Origin of the sequence: Curtobacterium sp. UNCCL17, from assembly GCF_000686685.1 — a bacterium.
In the GTDB taxonomy this organism is placed as follows: Bacteria; Actinomycetota; Actinomycetes; order Actinomycetales; family Microbacteriaceae; genus Curtobacterium; species Curtobacterium flaccumfaciens.
On record NZ_KK366001.1, the window covers coordinates 341741 to 362047 of the forward strand.

Annotated in this window: 18 protein-coding genes; 6 read left to right on the forward strand and 12 right to left on the reverse strand. The window is 71.5% G+C overall.

Translation table 11 applies throughout. From position 1 onward, the window contains the following. Positions 1–328: 328 nt before the first annotated feature. From BR70_RS0111445 to BR70_RS0111460, 4 genes are read right to left on the reverse strand one after another with little or no spacing between them, the layout of a single operon-like run. Positions 329–1144, reverse strand: a complete 816-nt coding sequence (locus BR70_RS0111445; protein WP_231495697.1) for a signal peptidase I — start codon at positions 1142–1144, stop codon at positions 329–331. Next, the gene (locus BR70_RS0111450) at positions 1141–2037 is read right to left on the reverse strand and encodes a hypothetical protein (protein ID WP_027466178.1); all 897 of its coding nucleotides are present in this window, start codon (positions 2035–2037) and stop codon (positions 1141–1143) included. The genes BR70_RS0111445 and BR70_RS0111450 overlap by 4 nt, the downstream gene beginning before the upstream one ends. Continuing rightward, positions 2034–2612 carry a TasA family protein gene (locus tag BR70_RS0111455; protein WP_027466179.1) on the reverse strand — a complete coding sequence of 193 codons (579 nt, stop codon included), beginning with the start codon at positions 2610–2612 and terminating at the stop codon, positions 2034–2036. The genes BR70_RS0111450 and BR70_RS0111455 overlap by 4 nt, the downstream gene beginning before the upstream one ends. A gap of 45 nt (positions 2613–2657) precedes the next feature. Further along, entirely contained in the window at positions 2658–3212 is a 555-nt protein-coding gene (locus BR70_RS0111460) for an alternate-type signal peptide domain-containing protein (protein WP_027466180.1), read from the reverse strand. 393 nt (positions 3213–3605) lie between these two features. On the opposite strand from BR70_RS0111460, the gene pnuC reads away from it, so the two are divergent. Together pnuC and BR70_RS0111470 are read left to right on the forward strand one after the other, a co-directional pair. Further along, on the forward strand, positions 3606–4271 hold the full coding sequence (gene pnuC / locus BR70_RS20675) for a nicotinamide riboside transporter PnuC (RefSeq protein ID WP_035808802.1): 666 nt from the start codon (positions 3606–3608) through the stop codon (positions 4269–4271). A 90-nt stretch (positions 4272–4361) separates the two neighbouring features. Next, entirely contained in the window at positions 4362–4994 is a 633-nt protein-coding gene (locus BR70_RS0111470) for a hypothetical protein (RefSeq protein ID WP_027466181.1), read from the forward strand. Between the two features lie 25 nt (positions 4995–5019). On the opposite strand, the gene BR70_RS0111475 is transcribed toward BR70_RS0111470, so the two are convergent. The 6 genes from BR70_RS0111475 to BR70_RS0111500 all read right to left on the reverse strand — a co-directional run bounded on the left by BR70_RS0111475 (position 5020) and on the right by BR70_RS0111500 (position 12274). Continuing rightward, on the reverse strand, positions 5020–6240 hold the full coding sequence (locus BR70_RS0111475; RefSeq protein WP_027466182.1) for an ABC transporter permease: 1221 nt from the start codon (positions 6238–6240) through the stop codon (positions 5020–5022). Continuing rightward, positions 6237–7172: an ABC transporter ATP-binding protein gene (locus BR70_RS0111480; protein ID WP_027466183.1), complete on the reverse strand. Its 936-nt coding sequence runs from the start codon at positions 7170–7172 to the stop codon at positions 6237–6239. Before BR70_RS0111480 ends, BR70_RS0111475 begins: the two co-directional genes overlap by 4 nt. Positions 7173–7317: 145 nt before the next feature. Further along, positions 7318–8976, reverse strand: a complete 1659-nt coding sequence (locus BR70_RS0111485; protein WP_027466184.1) for a glycoside hydrolase family 13 protein — start codon at positions 8974–8976, stop codon at positions 7318–7320. Positions 8977–9092: 116 nt separating this feature from the next. Then, the gene (locus BR70_RS0111490) at positions 9093–10007 is read right to left on the reverse strand and encodes a carbohydrate ABC transporter permease (protein WP_027466185.1); all 915 of its coding nucleotides are present in this window, start codon (positions 10005–10007) and stop codon (positions 9093–9095) included. Then, positions 10007–10963, reverse strand: coding sequence for a carbohydrate ABC transporter permease (locus tag BR70_RS0111495; protein WP_027466186.1), 957 nt, complete (start codon positions 10961–10963; stop codon positions 10007–10009). The genes BR70_RS0111490 and BR70_RS0111495 overlap by 1 nt, the downstream gene beginning before the upstream one ends. A 12-nt stretch (positions 10964–10975) precedes the next feature. Beyond that, a complete protein-coding gene (locus tag BR70_RS0111500; RefSeq protein ID WP_027466187.1) occupies positions 10976–12274 on the reverse strand; it encodes an ABC transporter substrate-binding protein in 1299 nt (432 codons plus the stop codon). Positions 12275–12406: 132 nt separating this feature from the next. Here BR70_RS0111500 and BR70_RS20680 point away from each other — a divergent pair, with 132 nt between their 5' ends. Then, the gene (locus tag BR70_RS20680) at positions 12407–13636 is read left to right on the forward strand and encodes an ROK family protein (RefSeq protein ID WP_051596858.1); all 1230 of its coding nucleotides are present in this window, start codon (positions 12407–12409) and stop codon (positions 13634–13636) included. Here the strand turns inward: BR70_RS20680 and BR70_RS22855 are convergent. Beyond that, the gene (locus BR70_RS22855) at positions 13548–14240 is read right to left on the reverse strand and encodes an NUDIX hydrolase (RefSeq protein ID WP_081827358.1); all 693 of its coding nucleotides are present in this window, start codon (positions 14238–14240) and stop codon (positions 13548–13550) included. The genes BR70_RS20680 and BR70_RS22855 overlap by 89 nt on opposite strands. A 183-nt stretch (positions 14241–14423) precedes the next feature. Here BR70_RS22855 and BR70_RS23300 point away from each other — a divergent pair, with 183 nt between their 5' ends. From BR70_RS23300 to BR70_RS0111525, 3 genes are read left to right on the forward strand one after another with little or no spacing between them, the layout of a single operon-like run. Next, a complete protein-coding gene (locus tag BR70_RS23300; protein WP_051596859.1) occupies positions 14424–15755 on the forward strand; it encodes an alpha/beta hydrolase in 1332 nt (443 codons plus the stop codon). Further along, the gene (locus BR70_RS20685) at positions 15752–18259 is read left to right on the forward strand and encodes a bifunctional lysylphosphatidylglycerol flippase/synthetase MprF (protein WP_155896871.1); all 2508 of its coding nucleotides are present in this window, start codon (positions 15752–15754) and stop codon (positions 18257–18259) included. The genes BR70_RS23300 and BR70_RS20685 overlap by 4 nt, the downstream gene beginning before the upstream one ends. Before the next feature lie 38 nt (positions 18260–18297). Further along, positions 18298–18831 (forward strand): hypothetical protein, encoded by a 534-nt coding sequence (locus BR70_RS0111525; RefSeq protein ID WP_027466189.1) that lies wholly within the window; start codon positions 18298–18300, stop codon positions 18829–18831. Between the two features lie 459 nt (positions 18832–19290). On the opposite strand, the gene BR70_RS0111530 is transcribed toward BR70_RS0111525, so the two are convergent. Then, positions 19291–20274: an aldo/keto reductase gene (locus BR70_RS0111530; protein WP_027466190.1), complete on the reverse strand. Its 984-nt coding sequence runs from the start codon at positions 20272–20274 to the stop codon at positions 19291–19293. Positions 20275–20307 lie beyond the last annotated feature (33 nt).

Sequence of the window (20307 nt, forward strand, 5' to 3'; positions counted from 1 at the left end):
GACTGCGGCGCCGGCGGTCGGGGACCACCGGACCGACGGCACGTCGTCGATGACGACGAGCACGCCCTCGGCGCCGACCAGGGAGTCGTCGACGGGGATCGGGACGGCGCCGTGGTTCACCGTGTCACCAGCGCCGAAGTGCCCCTTCGCGGCGGCGGCTCGGTAGGCGCGACGGACCTCGGCGGAGACCGACTGGTACTGCGACCGACCGGGTTCGGTGACGCGGGTGATCGACCCGGTGGCCCAGACACGGCCTGCGGTCTCGGGGGACGACCCGATCAGGAGCGCTCCGACCCGCCACACCCGGCCGAGGGGCCGCATCGTCGGGTCACGACGGATCCCGAGGACGGCCTTCGGCTGCACGTACTCGCCGAGTGCTTCGTCCGGGACGTCCGCGGCGCGGAGCCGTCGGGCCGCCGCGTCGAGGAGCTCCCGCGCCCGCTGCACTCCGTCCGTCACGTCCACCGAGCCTAGACCGGGTGGTGGTCGTCGTCTCGGCCCTGTTCTCGGTGGTGGTCCGCTCGACGTGGTGCGCCGCGCTGCGTCGTCCGTGGCTGGTGCCGACGCGGCTCGTGCGGGCGCGGCTGGTGCGGGCGCGGCGACGACGTGCGGCGCTCACGAAGCCCGCGGCCATCATGACCGCACCGTACGTCAGGAGCACGCCGGCGACCGCGGGGATGAGCCAGCTCCGCGACCCGTTGACGACCTGGTTGACGATGCCGATCTCCGGCACGGAGTACCAGACCACGCCGCGGATCTGCACGGCGGTGACCGGTGCCGGGTCGGCCTCGGCGTTGTTGTCGCCCTTGAGCACGAAGGTCCGCTCGCCGTCCGACGACGACGACACCGAGACCACGCGGTGGCTGACGACCGCGGGCTGGCCGGACACGATCTGGTAGGTGACGACGTCGCCGACCCGGATGTCGTCGATCGGGGTCGGACGGACCACGAGCAGCGTCCCCGGCGGCAGGGTCGGCTCCATCGACTGCGTCAGGACGGTGAGCGGCATCGAGCCAGTGGCCTTCGGCACGACGATCAGCACGACCGCCAGGGCGGCGACGAGCAGCAGGAGCCCGGTGCTGAGACCGAGCACGACGGCGTGGACGACGGCGCGCCAGCCGGTGCGCGGGGTGGGGGTGCTCATGCGCCGCATCGGATCGCCGCCCCGTTGTCCTGCGTGAAGAGCGTGACCTTGCCGGTACCCGCGACGGTCGACGTGGGGTTGCCGGCGCTGTCGAACACCTTGACGGTGACGGTCAGCGTGCCCGCGGTGCCGGCGCTCGCGGGGACGTCCGGCGGCGCGATCGTGATGAACGCGGAGTAGTCCTGCGCCTTCTGCCCGACCGGCGTCGAGCCGACGAAGGCCCCGTACCAGGTGTCCACCGGGCGGTTCGCCGCATCCCACCGGATCTCGACGTACCAACCGCCGTGGTCGGTGCAGACCAGCGAGGGGGTGGTGTCGACGACCGCTGCCGGGGTGGTCAGGGTGAAGCCGCCCGCCACGACGCCCGAGGTCCAGGTGCCGCTCGTGACGGTGAGGTCGACGTTCACCTTGGCGGTCGAGCCGGCCGGGGCCGACGACTGCAGGGTGCTGCGGGTGCACCAGACGGCGGAGGTGCCGGCGGCGAGCTTCGCGCTCATGCTCGGCAGGGAGGCCCAGGTGCCGGTGACGGACCCGGTGCCCACGGCCGTGCTCGTGGTGCAGGCCGCGGACGAGGCGACCGGCCAGGCGACGACGGTGACGGCCTTGGCGAGCGCGGTCGAGCTGCCGGACACGACGGAGACCGTGGTGGTGGCGGTGCCGGCGAGGGTGCCCGAGTCGGTCAGGGTGATCGGCTTCGTCGTCGAGGTGACGCTCGACGAGAACGCCGTGGTGAGGGCGCTCGTGCCGCTGATCGATGCCGCGACCGTGCCGACCGTGGTGCTCGCCGCGGTGGTGCCCGCCGCGCTCCACAGTGCCCACGCGGCGCTCGAGGTACCGCCGACGAACAGGGCGGTGAGGAGCACGGCGACGAGGAGCCGGAGGCGGCGGTTCATGCGGAGACCTGCGTTCCGGTGACGGTGAGGGTGAAGTCGGTGGTGGCGCCGGCGACGGTCTGCGGGGCGTCGGCGTCGAGGGCCATCTCGAGGCACGCGGTGCCGCTGACCCCGGCCGGCAGGGAGAATGCCCCGGTACCGGTGTCGAAGGTGGCGAGCCGTCCGCTCGTGCCGGTGAGCCCGGGCACGCACTTCGCGGTCGAGGACACCATCACGAGGTGGAGCGTCAGCTCACCGGTCGCCGCCGCGACGGACGACTTCGAGGCCGTCGTCGTGACGCGCATCGACAGCGGGACCGATCCGGTGTTCCGCACCGTGAAGGTGCCGGTGGTGCTCGTGCCCGGCCCGAGGACCGCGGTGTTCATCGCCGTGGTGCTGCTGACGCTGACGGTCGCCGTGGCGGAGCGCACCGTGGTGGCCGCCGTGCTGGCGGTCCCGTTCCAGAGCGCGTACGTGCCGCCGGTGCCGAGGAGTGCTGTTCCGACCGCGACGACCAGGGCGAGCGCGACCGGCCACACCCAGCGGTGCCGTCGGGCCGCGCGGTGGCGTCCCGTCGTCCGCGGTGTGGCGGTCATGTGCCTGCTCCTGGTCGTCGTGGTCGGTGGGGTGCGATCGGTGGATCAGGAACCGATCGCGGTCTGGGTGAGCGTGAAGGCCAGCGCGCTGAGGTTGATCGAGCCGCCCTGACCGGTGGTCGCCGACGAGGGGAGCGTCACCGTGAAGACGACCTTGACGGTCGACGTGGACGAGGACGGCGAGACGACGAAGGTGTTCGTGTTCGACGAGGACTGCACCACCGAGGCGCTCGTCGAGGTGACGGCCAGCGTCTTCGTGGTGGCGGCGAGCAGCGCGGCGTCACCGGTGATGCTCTGGTTGGCGTAGGTCAGGTTCGCCTTGAGGTCCTGGCCGGTCGCGCCGATGTTCAGCGTCTGGGTGAACTGGAACGTGTTGCCCGGGACCATCAGGGCCTTCGTCGGGTCGATCGCGGTGGAACGACCGTTCGTGATGTCGCTCCAGGCACCGTCGTTGTTGGCGCTCAGCGTCAGGGTGCCGGCGCTCACGGCGGACGCGGCGCTCGAGGCGCTGGCGTTCCAGAGCGCGAACGTGCCCGCGCCGCCGAGGAGGAGTGCGACGCCTGCTGCGCCGGCGATGGCACCGGTGACGATCTTGTGCATGGGGTGGATCCGTTCCTGCGTGCTCGGGGCACGCTGAAGCCCACCGGGGACATTCGGGCGTCGTGTCCGGTGGGGAGGTTGTCATCGACCCAGTGGTTGGAGGGGGTCGCGGCTGACCGGTGCCGAGAGCGGTCGCCGGGCCTCGGAGCGCATGTGCTGCTGCTCGGGCGGGCTGGACTCGCTCTGGTGTCGACGTTACCTGTCCCCCAAAGTGCCGACAAGCGAGAACGAGCGTTCGCCCGGACCCCAGAACAGGGGTCATTTTTGTCCCCGCTAGGGAGGACATGATTTGTACCCCGGTTTCTGGGTGTGCGCTTCGCGTGGGCAGAGCGATCACAGAAGGAATGCCGGTACGCACGGCGTCGTTGCACCGTCCGGAAACGAGGTGGGCCCATGGACATCGTGCGCTGGTTGTTCGACGCGCAGATCGTCATCGGCGACCAGACGGTGCTCTGGCGCGAGGTGATCGGCAATGTCTTCGGGCTGCTCAGCGCCCTCGGGGGCATGCGCCGGAAGGTCTGGGCCTGGCCGGTCGGACTGGTCGGCAACGCCCTGCTCTTCACCGTCTTCATGGGCGCGCTCTTCGACACCCCGAACCCCGTCAACCTGCTCGGGCAGGCTGGCCGTCAGGTCATGTTCATCATCGTGAGCATCTACGGCTGGTACCGGTGGACGCACCGCCCCGAGGACGCGACGACCGTGATCGACCCGCGCTGGGCCTCCTGGCGGACCCGCCTGCTGCTCGTCGTCGGCATGATCGGCGGCACCGCCCTGCTGACCCCCGTCTTCCGTGCGCTCGGGTCCTACGAGCCGGTGTGGAGCGACGCGTGGATCTTCGTCGGATCGCTGCTCGCCACCTACGGCATGGCGAAGGGGTGGGTCGAGTTCTGGCTCATCTGGGTGGCGGTCGACCTGGTCGGCGTGCCGCTGCTGTTCTCCGCCGGCTACTACGCCTCCGGGTTGATGTACGTCTTCTACGGCGTCTTCACCCTGACCGGGTTCTTCGTGTGGATGCGCCAGCGGGTGCGGCCCCCGGCGGCGCCCGTCACAGTCGGCTGACCGCCGTGGTCGCGGCGCGCTGACACGGCCGGGAGCACGGCCCCCGCTCTGGGACGAGACAAACGGCCCGGAATGCGCTGCAATGGTCGGATGGAACCCCTGCACGGCGAACGCGTCGAGGACGACGAGTCCCTCGCAGAGCGCACGGTGCGCGCGGCCATCCGCGCCTACCGGCTGCACCCGTTCGACACCGTGGACGCGGCGGTCGTCGCCGAGGTGGCCGGCATCCCGCTCGAGATCGTCGAGCGGCTGTTCCCGACCTGGCACGCCCTGCTCCTGGTCACCTACGACCGGTGGGCGCAGCTGCGGGGGACCCGCCGGAAGAACCCGCCCACGTGCACGATCGAGCACGTCCGTCTGACCCTGGCCGAGGACGTCGCCGACCCCGGGCTCGTCCGGGTGCTCGCGGGGCTGATCACCGTGGCCAGCTCGGAGTCGGGGTTCGCCGAACTGTTCCGCAAGCGGTTCGAGGAGTACGCCGAGCAGCTGACCGTCGGGCTGCAGCGCGACTTCGACAAGGGCTCGGAAGAGGCCGGCATCCCCGCGTACCAGGCTGCGACCCAGCTGCTCTCGGTCTACGAGGGGCTGCAGATCCAGATGCTGGTCCGCCCGCACATCGACGTCCTGGTCGAGTTCGACCGCGCGGCGAACACCCTGCGCCAGGGATGGAAGCGGCACGCCGTCCCGTCGTGGGACCTCGACGAGGCGCCCGTCCGCGTCTGACGCCGTGCGGCGCCGACCGACGAGGTCAGTCCCGCCGCCCCCGCCGCCACGACAGCATCTGTCGCACCGTCACCTTCGACCCGTACTGCGCGACCGAGTGCCGGAACAGGTACTCCGCGAACCACAGCAGCAGCCCGGCGACGACGAACACCTCGACGATGCAGACCACCGACTCCGTCACGGTCAGGGCCCCGACGGCGTTCCGCACCATCGCGGTGATCGGCGTGAAGGTCGGGAAGTACGTGAAGAACTGCGCGACGGGCGACGTCGGCGTCGTCATCACGAAGAACGCCGCGTACAGGGGGATGATCAGCGCGAAGATCGCCGCCGACTGCAGGGCCGAGGCGTCCTTGATCGACGGCACGGCGGCCCCGACGGCGACGAACAGCCCGGACGCCAGCAGCACCCCGCCGACGAGCAGCAGCGCCCCGGTCACCATCCGCCACGGGTCGACCGTCAGTCCGCCGAGCTGCGACGACACCAAGGGCAGGGCGACGAGCAGCCCGACCAGGCCGGGCACGACGAACACGCTGACCTGCACGAAGCCGACGAGCAGCATCGCGATGACCTTGCCGCGGATCAGATCGCCCGCGGTCACCGTGGTCAGGATCATCTCGGAGATCCGGTTCTCCTTCTCCTCGACCACGACGGTGACCATCCGGGCGGCGAGCAGGATGACGAGCCCGAAGAACGCGGCGACGAACAGGAACGGCGGCACGACCGACAACCAGCCCGGTGCGACCCGCCCGTCGGCGTAGGTGGTGACGTCGGTGGCGGGTGGGCTGCGGAGCAGCTGCACGGTCTCGGGGTCGTCGACCGAGGCGGCGACGCTCTGCTCGAGGACCCGCTCGGCCAGCGACGAGTACACGCCGTTGGCGAAGAGCCCCCGGTCGGCGGCGTCGACCCGGATGGCCGTCGTGGACGGCGACGACGGGAACGCGATGAAGGCGTCGAGGTCACCGGAGCGGACGGCGGCACGGTCGGCGGCGGCATCGGTGGACGGCGTCCCACCCCACTTCGCCGCCACGGACTCCGACACCAGGCCGGACTCGTCGACGTAGTGGAACGGGGTCTTCGTGGCGGACGAGCCGGACACCACGGAGTTCGTGCCGGCGGCCTGCCCGATGCCGACGAGCAGCGACACGACCACGATGACGACCGGCAGCGCGAGCGTGCCGATCCAGAACGCGGGCTTCTTCACCGCCCGGACGAACTCGAAGCGGACGACCGTGCCGAGGTTGCTCATGCCGCTGCCCCGTCCGACGACGCAGCGGCGAGGGCGTCGTGCCCGTAGACCTGCACGAAGATCTCGTCGAGCGGGATCCGGCGCATCTCGAACGCGGTGACGTGCACCCCCGCCGCGACCAGTTCCGCCAGGACGTCCGCACCGTCCGGAGCGGCGGCCTGGGTCGGGACCAGGTAGGCGACGTGCCCCTCGTGGCGGGCGAGCCGGTACAGCGACGACTTCGGTACGGGGCCGTCGAGCCCCACGCGGGCGACGGCGCCACCGAAGGCGTCCTGCACGTCGGGCACGAATCCGTACGCGGCGGCCCGCCCGTCCTTGAGCAGCAGGATGCGGTCGCAGAGCCGCTCGACCTCGTCCATGTGGTGCGTCACGAGGACCACGGTCGCGCCGTCGGCCTTCCGTTCGTCGACCAGGTCGAGCAGGAGCCGCCGGTTCACCGGGTCGAGTCCCTTGGTCGGCTCGTCGAGGATGAGCAGCCGCGGCCGGTCCATGATCGTGATGCCGAGCTGCACCTTCTGCTGCTGCCCGCCGGACAGTTTGTCGACGCGCAGCTTCGCGCGGTCGGCGAGCCCCACCCGGGCCAGGTAGTCCATGCTCCACGCGGTCGCCTCGGCACCACGGAGCCCGCGCAGGCGCCCGAAGTAGGTCATCACGTCGATGACGGACTCCTTGCGGTACAGCCCGCGCTCCTCGGGCAGGTAGCCGATGCCGCCGGTGGCCGGCCGGTAGGGGCGGCCGTCGATCGTCAGCGTGCCCGCCGTCGGGGTGGTGATGCCGAGCAGGGCCCGGATCGTCGTGGTCTTGCCGGAGCCGTTGCTGCCGAGCAGCCCGAACGTCTCACCGGGGGCGACGTCGAACGACAGCCCGTCGACCACGTTGCGGTCGCCGAACCGCATCACGAAGTCCTGCACGCTGATGCTCGCCCCGCTCATGCGGCGACCCTACCGGGGCCGGCTGACGGCGCGGACGCCGGTCGCGGCCCGGGACGGTGACGACACGACGGACTGGAGGCGCGGTGCCAGCTGGCACCGCGCCTCCAGTCCGTCATCCGGTCGCGCCCAGGGCGCGAGCGTCGCGTCAGGAACGCAACCAGGCCGTCCCCACGCCCGACAGGGCACCGTCGACCACGGGGGCCGAGGCGAGCAGCAGCTCGCCGGCCGGCAGCGCGAAGGGCTCGTCGCCGAAGACCGTCACGCTGGTCCAGCCGTTCGGCCGACGGAACGCGAGCACGTCGTCGCGGCCGGTCTCGATCCACTCGAGCTGTTCCTCGGACTGCAGCTGGCCACGCAGGCCGAGCGCCTTCCGGTACAGGTTCAGGGTGGAGTCGGGGTCTGCGTCCTCGGCCTCGACGCTGGAGTCGGCGAACCACGCCGGCTGCGGCAGGTGCGAACCGTCCGGACCGAAGCCGAACGACGAGCCGGTGCGCGTCCACGGGATCGGTACGCGGCAGCCGTCACGACCGACGTCGACGCCCGGGTTGCGGAAGAACGCCGGGTCCTGGCGGTCGGCGTCCGGGATGTCACCGACCTCGTGCAGGCCGAGCTCCTCGCCCTGGTACAGGTAGGCCGAGCCGGGCAGGGCGAGCTCGAGCAGCGTGGCGGCCTGTGCGCGGCGCAGGCCGAGCGACCGGTCGAGCGCGTCCTGCGAGCCGCCGGCGAGCAGCCACGCGCTGCCCTGCTTGTCGGTGCCACCGGCGCGGGGCGGCAGGGCGTAGCGGGTGGCGTGCCGGACGACGTCGTGGTTCGAGAACACCCACGTGGTCGACGAGCCGGACTGCTCGGCGAGCCCGAGGTTGAACTCGATGATCGTGCGGAACTGTCCGGCGTCGAAGTCGGCCTCGAGCAGGTCGAAGTTGAACGCCTGACCGAGTCCCTCGGCGCTGGCGTAGCGGGCACGGCGGTGGGCGGGGACCCAGGCCTCGGCGACCGCGGTGCGGGCCGGCGTGTACTCGTTGAAGACCGTCCGCCACTCGGCGTAGATCTCGTGCACGTCGTCGCGGTCCCAGAGCGGGTGCGTGCCGTCCTTCGGCATCTCGGCGAGCTCGGACCAAGTGGGCAGGGTCTCGCCCAGGTCCTTCGCCAGGCCGTGGGCCACGTCGATGCGGAACCCGTCGACGCCGCGGTCGGACCAGAAGCGCAGGGTGTGCAGGAAGTCGTCGCGGACCTCGCGGTTCGCCCAGTTCAGGTCGGGCTGCTCCTTCGCGAAGCTGTGCAGGTACCACTGGCCGTCGCCGACGGCGGTCCAGGCCGGCCCGCCGAAGATCGAGATCCAGTCGGCGGGGGCGTCCTCGCCGGACGGCCCGCTGCCGTCACGGAACACGTAGCGGTCGCGGGCGGGGGAGCCCTTGGGCGCTGCGAGGGCCTCGCGGAACCACTCGTGTCGGTCGCTCGTGTGGTTCGGGACGACGTCGACGATCACCCGGATGCCGGCGGCGTGCAGTGCCTCGACCATCCGGTCGAAGTCGTCGAGGGTGCCGAGGCGCGGGTCGACGTCGCGGTAGTCGTCGACGTCGTAGCCGCCGTCGGCCAGGGCGGACGGGTAGAAGGGACTGAGCCAGACGGCCTCGATGCCGAGCGAGGCCAGGTACGGCACCCGCTCGGTGATGCCGGGCAGGTCGCCGATGCCGTCGCCGTTCGCGTCGGCGAACGAGCGGGGGTAGATCTGGTAGACGCTGGCCTGGCGCCACCAGGTCTCGTCGTGCGAGGTGGTGGCGGGCTGGGCGAGGGTGTCGGTCACGTCGGGCCTTTCGTGGGTCGAGGGGGTCGAGGGGTGTGTGTCGGTCGGGTCCGCACCGGCGATCGCGGTCGGGCCTGCACCGGCGGTGTCGGTCGGGCCCGCACCGGCGGTGGCGGTCACTTGATGGCGCCTTGGGTCACGCCGGCCATCACCCACCGCTGCGTGACGAGGTAGACGATGATCGCGGGGGCCATCGCCATCAGGTACGAGGCGAACGACACGTTGTAGTTGTTGCTGAACTGCGTCTGGAACATCTGCTGCAGCACCGGCAGGGTCTGCAGCGCCGGGTCGGAGGTGATCAGCGACGGCATCACGAAGTCGTTCCAGGACGCGAGGAACGCGAAGATGCCGACGGTGGCGCTCATCGGTGCCAGCAGCGGGAACACGAGTCGCCAGAACACCTGCCCTGTGCTCGCACCGTCGATGCGTGCACTCTCCTCCAGCTCCGCCGGGATCGACCGCAGGAAGGCCGTGAAGAGCAGCACGCTGAAGGAGAGCTGGAACATGACGTGCAGGATCGCGACGCCGAGCGGGTTGTCCAGGTGCGCGAGCCCGGTGAGCTTCACCTGCGAAAGAGCGAGCACCGGGAACGGCAGGAACATCGCCGCGAGCAGGTAGAAGAACGACCAGCGGAACAGTCGTCGGTCCCAGTTCCGGGCGATCGCGTAGGCCGTGAACGAGGCGAGCAGGATCGTGCCGACGACGGTGATCGCGGCGACGAACACCGAGACCGCGAAGGCCCGCGGGAAGTCGGTCAGCTGCCACGCCTGCACGAAGCCGTCGACGCTGAACGGTGCCGGCAGCGAGAACGCGTTGCCGTCGACGGCCTGCCCGGTGGTCTTGAACGCCATCGTCAGGGTGACGTACAGCGGCACGAGCACCGACAGCGCGCAGAGCACGAGGACGACGGTGACGGGCCAGTTCGAACGACCGCGGCCGGCCTTGCCCGAGCCGGAGGACCGGTCGGCGTCGACGGAACGGATGCTGCCGGTCGCGGTGGTCCCCGGTCGCAGGGGTGCTTGCAGGGACATCAGAGCGCTGCCTTCCCGCGGGTCGCCCGCAGCTGGATCACGGCGATGACGACCGCGATGACGAAGAAGATCGTGGCGTTCGCCATCTGGTAGGCGTAGTCGCCGCCGTTGAAGCCCTTGAAGATCGACATCGCGACACTGGTGGTCGAGGTGCCGGGGCCGCCGTCGGTCAGGCCGACGATGATGTCGTACGAGTTCAGGAAGTTCTTGAACCCGATGACCAGGTTGATCAGGATGTAGCCCGCGGTCAGCGGTGCGGTGATCGAGACGAGCTGCCGCCAGGCGCTGGCACCGTCGAGGGCGGATGCCTCGTACACCTCGCCGGGGATCGAGAGGACGCCGGCGATGTAGATGAGGAGCGTCGACGGGATCGCCTGCCAGGCGGTGACGACCACGATCGCCAGCCAGGCCAGGTCGGGGTTCGCCAGGATGCTCTGCTCGAGCGGCCCGAAGCCGATCGCGGTGGCGAAGGCCGGCAGGCTGTTCGCGAACAGGAACGAGAACACGTAGGCGATGACGATCCCCGAGATCACCATCGGCAGCACGAACACCGCACGCAGCGCGATCTTGCCGCGGATCTTCGACGTCAGCGCGATGGCCAGCAGGAACGCGATCGCGTTCACGACGATCACGGTGACGAGCGAGAACCCGAGCGTGAACAGGTACGCCTGCAGGATCGCGGGGTCGGAGAACACCGCGATGTAGTTGGTGAGCCCGGTGAAGCGGAACTCGCCGAAGCCGACGGAGTTCGTGAAGCTCAGCACGATGCCCATCACCGCCGGCAGCGTGATGGCGAGCGTGAAGAGCACCAGGGTGGGCAGCAGGAACGCCAGGAAGAGCGGGTCGACGCGGGGCTTGCGCCGTCCGTCCCGTCGTCCGGCCTGGAGGCCCGTGGCGGCTCCGCCACGGCGGCGGCGGTCCGCCGTCGTGATGGATTCGGTGGTCGTGGTTGCCATTCGGACGTCTCCTTACGCGGCCGTGCGGAGCGCGAGACGCGCCCAGTCGGCGTCGAGGGTGCGGAGCTGGCGCTGCGGGTCGCCGCCGAAGGCGATCGACTGCGCGTAGTTCGCGACCGGGATCTCGGCGGGGATGAGCTGCGAGGCGCCGAGGTAGAAGGCTGCGTCGTCGTAGTACGACTGCATGCCGCGGAGGGCGGGGTTCGACGCCGGGGGAGCGTCCTTGCGCACCCCGAAGCCGTTGTTGTCCGCGTTGTACTCGTCGTTGACCCGCTTGGACATCAGGAACGACAGGAACTCGCGGGCGGCCTCCTGCTTGCGGGACGCCTCCGGGATCCAGAGCGCCAGGTCGACGTTCACGCGGACCTTGCGGTCGGCCGGGTCGTCGGTGACGGGCAGCGGGAACGTGCCGAGGTCCATGTCCTTCGTGGTCTTGGCGATCTCGCCGAGGGCCCACGGTCCCTGCAGGTACATGCCCGCCTTGCCCTGGGCGAAGGCGAGGTTGCCGTCGCCGTACCCGCGGCTCGCGGCGCCGTCCTGGTGCCAGGCGCGGAGCTGCACCATGCGCTCCATCGGCTTCCGCAGGTCGCGCTCGAACGAGACGGCGGATCCCTTGCCGACGTTCGTGCCCTCGCGGCGGAGCGCCTCGAAGGTCGCCCGGGTGTCGATCATGCCGCCGATCGAGTAGTCGAACATGCCCTGGGCGATCGTCCAGTTGTCCTTGAACGTGCCGTAGATCGGCGCGATGCCGGCCTTGGTCAGGCGTTCGCACACGTCGGCGAACTCGCTCCACGTCGTCGGGACGTCGAGCCCCTGCTGCGCGAAGAGGGCCTTGTTGTAGATCACCGACGCCGCCGTCACCGAGTACGGCAGGGCGCTCTTCCGGCCGGGGTAGTCGGCGGTCTGCTCCATGAGCGGCCACAGGTCGGGGTTGATGGTGTCGGCCTGCGGCAGGTCGGACAGGTCGGTCAGCGCGCCGTGCTCGACGAACGGCACGACCGAGAAGTTGTAGTTCCAGCAGCCGAGGTCCGGCGGCCGGTTCCGCACGAAGTTCGCGGACATGCTCGAGGTCGAGTCGCGCACGACCCGGACCTTCGACTGGCTCTGGTGGAACTGCGCGATGACGTCGTCGAAGTAGCCGATGACCTCGGGCTTCGACACGTAGAACGTGATGGTCTCCGGCTTGGCGCTCGAGGACCCGATCGGGGCGCATCCGGCGAGCGCGAGGCCCGCTCCGATGCCGCCCGCTCCCAGCAGGAACCCGCGTCGGCTGACCGATGCGGCGCTCCTGGCGGTGGCGTGTGCTTGCACGTCGTCTCCGTCCGTCCGGACCCGGCGTCCCTGCCGTTCCGTCCCGCGAGCGGCTCCGATGCTGCCCGCGGAACTAAATGTAGCGAGAAAATCTAATTCCGCAAGGAACTCGTCGCGCGATAGGGTCACGACATGCCGCCACCCCGTGGAACGAGCGCAGAGACGCTGCTCGCGTACGCCTTCGACTCGTCGGCGTTCACCGCGACCGAGGCGATCGACGCCACCGGCCTGACCCGGTCGACCGTGCTCGGGGCGGCCGAGGAGCTCGTGCGGCTCGGCTGGCTCCGCGAGCTCGACGACGCCCGCGCCGCGGGGGAGTACCGGATGGGGCGCCCCGCCCGCCGCTACGAGCTCGACACGGTCGCCGGGGTCGTCGTCGGTGTGGACGCCGGCCAGCACCGGGTCACGGCCTTCGTCGCCGACCTGCGCGGCACGGTGCTCGGTCGTGCCGAGGGGTCGCTGGGTGCATCGGGCCTCGACGTGCCCGTGCGACTCGGGGTCCTCGCCGACACCGTGGCCGCCGCCCTCGCCTCGGCCGACGTCGACCGCACCCGCGTCCTGGTCACCGTCGTGGGCATCCCGGCGCCGGTCGACGCCGCCGGGGCCTCGCCCGACGACGGCGGCTTCTGGGTCCGGATGAACCCGGGGTTCGCCGACGCCGTGCCGGACGGTCGGGTGCTCGTCGAGAACGACGCGAACCTCGCCGCGCTCGCCGAGCGGCCGTCCTCGGGTGACGCCTCGTTCGCGGCGCTGCTGTCCGGCGAACGCTTCGGCGCGGGCCTCGTCGTCGACGGGGTCCTGCTGCGCGGTGCCCACGGCGGTGCCGGGGAGATGCGGGTGCTCGAACTCGTCGAGGGTGTCGGCTCGTCCGACGGCATCGGCGCGGTCGCCCGCACCTTCGTGGCGGACGCCGTCGCCGACGGGCGCATCCCCGCGGACGCCGCGCTCGCCGCCGACGCCGCCCTGGTGTTCACGGCCGCGCGGAGCGGTGATCCGGTCGCGCGCACCATCGTCGACCGCCTGGGTGACCGCTTGGCCCGGGTCTGCATCCTGCTCGCGAGCCTGCTCGACATCGACCGCGTCGTGGTCGCCGGCGCGATCGCCCAGCCGGCGGTCGCGGTCATCGACCGCGCGCGCGACCTGCTCGCGAAGGGGCACTTCGACCCGGTGCCGGAACTCGTCGCGTCGTCGCTCGGGGCCGACGTCGTCGTCATCGGGGCCGTGGCCCACGCGGTCGACGCGGTGCGTGCCGACCCGCTGTCGTTCCCGGTGCTCAGTCGGGCAGCGGCACCTCGAGGCTCCGGTCCCACGGTTCCGTCCAGCCGAGTCGGTCGAACAGCGCATCCAGCAGCATCGCGGTGAAGCCCCACACCAGGTGCTCGTCCCCGTCGGCCTCGATCGTGAACGCCGGTCCGCGCCACTCCTGACCACTGCGGCGGATCACGGTCACGCCGCGGTTCTCCGGGTCGAGCAGGTCGGCCACGGGGACCCGGAACACCGCCGCCGACTCGTGCTCGTCGACGACGCGGATCGGTGAGGGGTCGCGCCACCAGCCGATGACGGGCCGGACCAGGTGGTTCGAGAACGCCAGGGGTACGGGCGGCAGGGTGCCGAGCACCTCGACGCCGGCGGGGTCGAGCCCCGTCTCCTCCTGTGCCTCGCGGAGTGCGGCGGCGACGGCGTCCGCGTCACCCGGGTCGATGCGTCCGCCGGGGAACGCGACCTCGCCGGCGTGCGCGCGCAGGGTCGTGGCCCGGGCGAGGAGCAGGACGTCGAGGTCGCGCGGGACCCCGGGTGCTGCTGCCGGTCGGTCGCTCGGCGTGTGGTCGAGCGCGCCGAAGAGCATCAGGACCGCGGCCCGACGTGGCGAGGTCGTGCTGCCGGGTTCGACGAGCGGCCCGCCGTCGCCCCAGCCGTCCGCTGCGACCGCCGCGAGTGCAGCCCGTACCGATCCGTCGTGCGTCACCCGTTCACCCTAGGTGTGCGCCACCGAGAGGTCCGGCGGGCCCGTCGCTCCGGACGGTTCGCTGGGGGTTGTTTGAGCACTGCCTGGGAGCCGCACAGGTGGGAACTGTGCGAACCGGAAGCGCGTCGGTGCCCCGTTCGCAGCGGGCCGACGCCACGATTGCACCGTCCGCCGGGAGGCCCCATGTTCCACGATCTGCTCCGACCCCTGTTCCACGTCGCCGTCGTCGCACCGTCCGTGCTCGTCCCGGTGGACGTCGCCGCGGGGCTCCTCGCCGTCGCCGCGCTGCTGCCGGCGTTCGGTCGTCGCTCCCGGCATCCGGTCCGGGGGCTGGTCTGGCGGCTCGGCGGCGTGGCCGTCGGCGCCGTGATCGGTCTGGTCGCGGTGTGGTGGTTCGGGGACGTCCAGGACCTGTACGGGGTGTCGTTCACCCCGATCACCCGGATGTGGGTGGCCCTGGCCTTCGGCGCCGTCGGCCTGCTCGTCGTGACGGTCGTGCAGGGCGGCTGGGTCCGCCGCGTGCTCGGCGTGCTCGCGGCGGTGGCGGTGGCCCTGGCCGCCGTCCTCGGCGTCAACGTCGACTTCGGGGCGTACCGCACGATCGAGCAGGCCGTCACGACCGATCCGTACCCGTCCGGTCCGCTGGGACACGAGACGGGGGTGGGGCGCGCCTCCAGTCCGGTGGTCGACCCGGCCACCTGGCGGGCGCCCGCCGACATGCCGCGACGAGGGAAGGTGCTCTCCGTCGCCATCCCGTCGACCGTCTCCCACTTCCACGGGCGGCCGGCGGACGTGTACCTGCCGCCCGCTGCCCTGACCGAGCGACCGCCGACCCTGCCGGTCCTGATCAGCCTGGCCGGACAACCCGGCCAGCCGAGCGACATGTTCCAGGCCGGTCGGCTCGGGGCGGTGATGGACGCGTTCGCCGAGGCCCACCACGGACTGGCCCCGATCGTCGTCGCGCCGGACCAACTCGGGGCACCGGGCCGGAACCCGATGTGCGTCGACTCGCCCCTCGGCCGTTCCGCGACGTACATCATGACCGACACCGCGAACTGGATCCGACAGCACCTGCGCGTCGGGGCAGCGCCCTCCGCCTGGGGCATCGTCGGGTTCTCGCAGGGCGCGACGTGCGCCATGCAGTTCTCCGCCGCGCACCCCGACGTGTTCGGCACGACCTTCGCGATCTCGAGCGAGCTCGCACCCCTGAGCGGCTCCGTCCAGCACAGCATCCAGGTCGGGTTCGGCGGCTCCGCCACCCGGTACGCCGCAGCGGCACCGCGGGCGATCATGCGGGCGCACGGGCCGTACCCGGGGCACCTGACCGTCTTCGCCTACGGCAGCGAGGACGAGCCCTACGTCGCCTCGACCACGGCGCTCCGCGCAGCTGCGGACGCCGCGGGGATGCAGACCCGACTGTTGGTGTCCGAGGGTTCCGCGCACGACTGGAACACCGTGCGCTACGCCCTGCGCGTCGGGATGCCCGGCGTGATCGCGCACATGGGCCTCCGGTGAGCGCGGTGACGGCGGCCCTCGCGTGGGCGAACCCGAAGCATCTCGTGCCGGTGGCCCGTCGGTACCCGCTGACGAGTGTCGTCTCGGGCCTGACGATCGTCGTCGGCATCGCCGCCGTGGTGCTCCGCTGCGTCGGCGCACTCCACGGTCGGACGCTCGACACCCTGGGCGGGGCGATGGGCCCGCTCGGCGTGATCGCGGTGACGTCCAGTGTCGTCGGGTTCCTCGTCACCTTCGTCGCCGTCGTGGTGTGCACCGGCGCGTCCGAACGGCTGCTCGGCTGGCGGCGCACCCTGCTCGCGATGGTCGTCACGACCGTCGTGGGGACCGGCCTCGGTGCCCTGCTCCAGCTGTTCGACGGAGCCCCGGCCAACCCCGGCTTCCTCGTGCACCTGGGACACGTCGGCCCCTGGACCTGGATCGTCGGGACCATCGTCACCGCGAGCGCGTTCGCCGGCGCCCTGTGGCGACGCCGGATCCGGGTCGTGTCGATCGCCGTCGTCGCCGCGCTGCTGCTCTACGCCGGACACGCGTCCGACCTGCACGCGGCGCTCGCCCTGGTCGTCGGCCTGGTGCTCGGCCGCGTGCTGCGACGGTCACCGGTACGGAGCGGCTGGACCCGGAGCTCCTCACGCGAGACCCGCGTGCTGCTGGTGGCCGCGGTCACCGTGTCGGCGGTCGGCCCCGTCCTCGCGCTCGTCACCGGTGCTCAACTCGGGCTGCTCGCCCCGCTCGCCGTGGTGCTCGACACCGGGCCGACCGGACGGATGCCGCACTGCTCGGTGACCGGGGTGACCGCCAGCTGCGTCCGAGCGCTCGCCGCGGTGCACCCGCACGGCCTGTTCCAGTCGCTGCTGGCCGTGATGCCGCTCGTGGTCCTGGCGGTCGGTGCGGTGGGCCTCCGGCGTGGCAGTCGGTTCGCGCTGTGGCTCGTCGTGACCGTCGACCTGGTCACCGGCCTCGCGACCGCCGTCTCGTACGGGGTGCTGCCCGAGCGGCACCACGCCGTTGTGCAGCGTCTGGCGTCTGACCACCTCGAGGTCTCGCTCTCGCTCGTCGCGTCGGTGCTGGTACCGATCGCCACCGCCGTGGTGCTCGTCCTGCGCCGCGCGGACTTCCCGGTCCGGACCGACCGGCGACGACTGCTGACCTTCGCCGTCACGGTCGCGGGCGCGGCCCTGGTGCTCGCGGTCGTCGTCGTCGGCGTCGCCGTGGCTTCGGGCGACAGCGTGCGGGAGCCCCTCCACCTGGCGCTCGCCGTGCTCGGTCCGATCGCCCCCGTGACCCTGCCCACGCACCTCGGACAAGCCGAGCCGGCGCTGCGGTTCGTCGTCGGCATCTCGGGGCCGCTCCTGTGGCTCGCGGTGGCGATCGCCGCGGTCCGGCCGACCGGTGCCGGACGCTCGGACAGTGACCTCGACGGGCAGGACGCCGCGCGGGCGGCTGCTCGGGCGCTCCTGGTCGCCGGCGGCGGCGACACCTTCGGGTGGATGACGACCTGGCCCGGCAACGAGTACTGGTTCACCGAGGACGGCCGAGCCGGGGTCGCCTACCACCGCACCGGGAGCGTGGCCGTGACGACCGGCGGCCCCTTCGGACACGAGGACGCGCGGCTCGCGGCACTCGAGGGCTTCGCACGGGCCGCGGACGACCACGGCTGGACGCCCGTCTTCTACGGCATCGACGCCACCCTCGGTGCTGCACTCGCACGACTCGGTTGGACGACGCTCCCCGTGGCCGAGGACGCCGACCTCGACCCGCGCACCTGGACCACGACGGGCAAGCGCAAGCAGGACGTCCGCACGGCCGTGAACAAGGCCGCACGGTCCGGCACCACCGCGCTCTGGTCGGACTGGGCCTCGCTGCCCGGATCGGTCACCCGCCAGATCGAGGCGATCTCGGAGGAGTGGGTCGCCGAGCGCGAACTGCCGGAGATGGGGTTCACCCTCGGCGGCATCGACGAGATGCGCGACCCCGCCGTCCGGACGCTCGTCGCCCTGAGCGAGGACGGCACCGTCCTCGCCGTCACCAGCTGGCTCCCCGCGTACCGTGCCGGCCAGGTGGTCGGGTGGACGCTCGACGTGATGCGCCGTGCGCCGGACGCCCCGAACGGTGTGATGGAGTTCCTGGTCGCGAGTGCGGTCGACCGGATGCGCGCCGACGGTGCCGAGCGGCTCAGCCTGTCCGCCGCACCGCTCGCGTCCTCGGCGGAACCGCAGGGCTCCGGCCGGAGCGGCGTCGAATCGGTCCTCGACGTCGTCGGCGGTGCGCTCGAGCCCGTCTACGGGTTCCGTTCCCTGCTGCGCTTCAAGGCGAAGTTCGGGCCTGACCTGCACCCCCTGGTGATGGCGTACCCGGACCCGGTGGCGCTGCCCACCATCGGCGTCGCGATCGTCCGTACCTACCTGCCGGGGTTGTCGCTGCGCCAGGCGGTGGCGATCGTGCGGGAGCGGCGTCCGGCACGCGGAGTCCGGGCCGAGCCGCCGGCGGAACGAGTGGGCTGACCCGGACGGGTCCCGAGCGCCGTCGGTACGTTCGGAGCATGGGAACCGAACGGGCCGACGGACCGGCCGTGGACGAGCACGATCCGTACGAACGCCGCCCCGGGTACGTCACGAGTGGCGACGGCCGGACCGACCGGATGACCACGGACATGTTCGTGGGCATCGCGGTCGGGTTCGTCCTGGTGATCGTCTTCGGCTCCTTCCACATCGTCGAATGGCTCGCGATCGGAGCGGCCGTCGTCATCGGCGCCGCGGTCTGGTTGGTCCTGCGCAGCCGGCGACGGCGTGCAGACCGCCGCGCGGGTCGGTCGCCCGACGCCGTCCCTCGTGCTCGGGACCGTGCGATCGCCGAAGCGAACGGTGGGCGCCGGTTCTTCGTCGCCCAGAACCCGGTCGTCGTCATCGTGATGGGCGCGATCTTCATCGGTGTCGCAGTCGCCCCGCTGCTGGTCGGTGGGGTCTCCATCGGCCGGATCGTGACCGGGGTCATCGTCGTCGCGAGCGGTGTCGTCTGCATCGTGCAGGGGATCGGCACGCTGCGGGTGCGTCGTCGGGAGCGCAGCGAGGCCTGAACCTCGGTCGTCAAGCATCTGGGGGCCGGTCGAGGTCTGCGGCTCGACGAAGGGCGGCCCCGAGACCTGCCAGAAGTACCGGCCCTGGGAAGGCTGACGCGTCGTCGACGCGACCACAGGGCGGACGGGAGGCCCGGTGTCAGTTGGCACCGTGCCTCCCGGCTTGGCCGTCACCCCGCTGGCGCGGTGTGCCGGTACCGGCTGAAGGACCGCCCGAGGACGCTGAACGGCAGCCGCCCTCACCGTCTTCCCCGCGGACATCCCCTTGCTGCCGCGGAGCTGGATCCCGGACAAGTACCCCGCTCCATCCACTACGCGGTCGCGGACCGGGGCGGCCACTTCGCCGCACTCAAACAACCCGATCCGCCGGTCGACGATTCGGACCTCGAGGGCGCCGAGTACTCGTCCCGGTGGGCGATCGGTTGGTACCTGCTGGTGTTGGGGGGCGTTCCGTTCGGCTCAGCCGCGGTCGCGAGCCATTCCCGCTTCGGTGTTGCGGGTACCAACGGCGACGCCGTGCGGGGATGCAGCTTCGATCCGGGCGAGATCGTTCGTGGTGAGGACGACGTCGGCAGCGGCGACGTTCTCCTCGACACGGGAGGCCTTCGTGGTGCCGGGGATCGGGACGGTGCCGGCCTGCATCAGCCACGCGAGCGCGAGTTGCGCGGTCGTGACGCCCTTCTCGGCGGCGATGACCTTCAGCGCCTCGACGACGTGCAAGTTCGCGTCGATCGCCTCGTCGGAGAACCGGGGGAGATTCCGTCGTGCGTCGCCCTCGGGGAGGTCGTCCTTGCGGGTGACGGTGCCGGAGAGGAACCCGCGGCCGAGCGGCGAGAACGGCACGAACCCGATGCCGAGCTCCGACGCGGTGTCGAGGACGCCGTTGTGTTCGGCGTCGCGCTCGAAGAGGCTGTACTCGGACTGGATCGCCGTGATGGGGAACGTCGCGTGCGCACGTCGCAGGGTCTCGGCCGAGGTCTCGGAGACCCCGATGTAGCGGGCCTTGCCGGCCGTGACGGCTTCAGCCATCGCGCCGATCGTGTCTTCGATCGGCACGTTCGGGTCTGCCCGGTGGAGGTACCAGAGGTCGATGTGGTCGGTGCCGAGGTGGCTCAGGGACCGGTCGATCGCGCGGCGTGCATGCTCCGGGGACCCGTCGAGTCCGATGGGCTGGCCGTCGTCGGTGAAGTCAGTGGCGAACTTCGAAGCGATGATCACGCGGTCCCGATCCGAGCCGAGCACATGGCCGAGGAGCTTCTCGTTCTCGAACGGTCCGTACGCCTCCGCGGTGTCGAACAGGGTGATCCCGAGGTCGAGGGCGCGACGGATGGTCGTGACGGAACCGGCTTCGGTTGCACCGCCGTAGAAGGCGCTCATGCCCATGCATCCGAGTCCGAGTGCGGACGTGACGAGCCCCTGGGAGCCGAGAGGGATCTGCTGCATGCGTGTTCTCCGTTCGTCGCCGGGATCACCCGG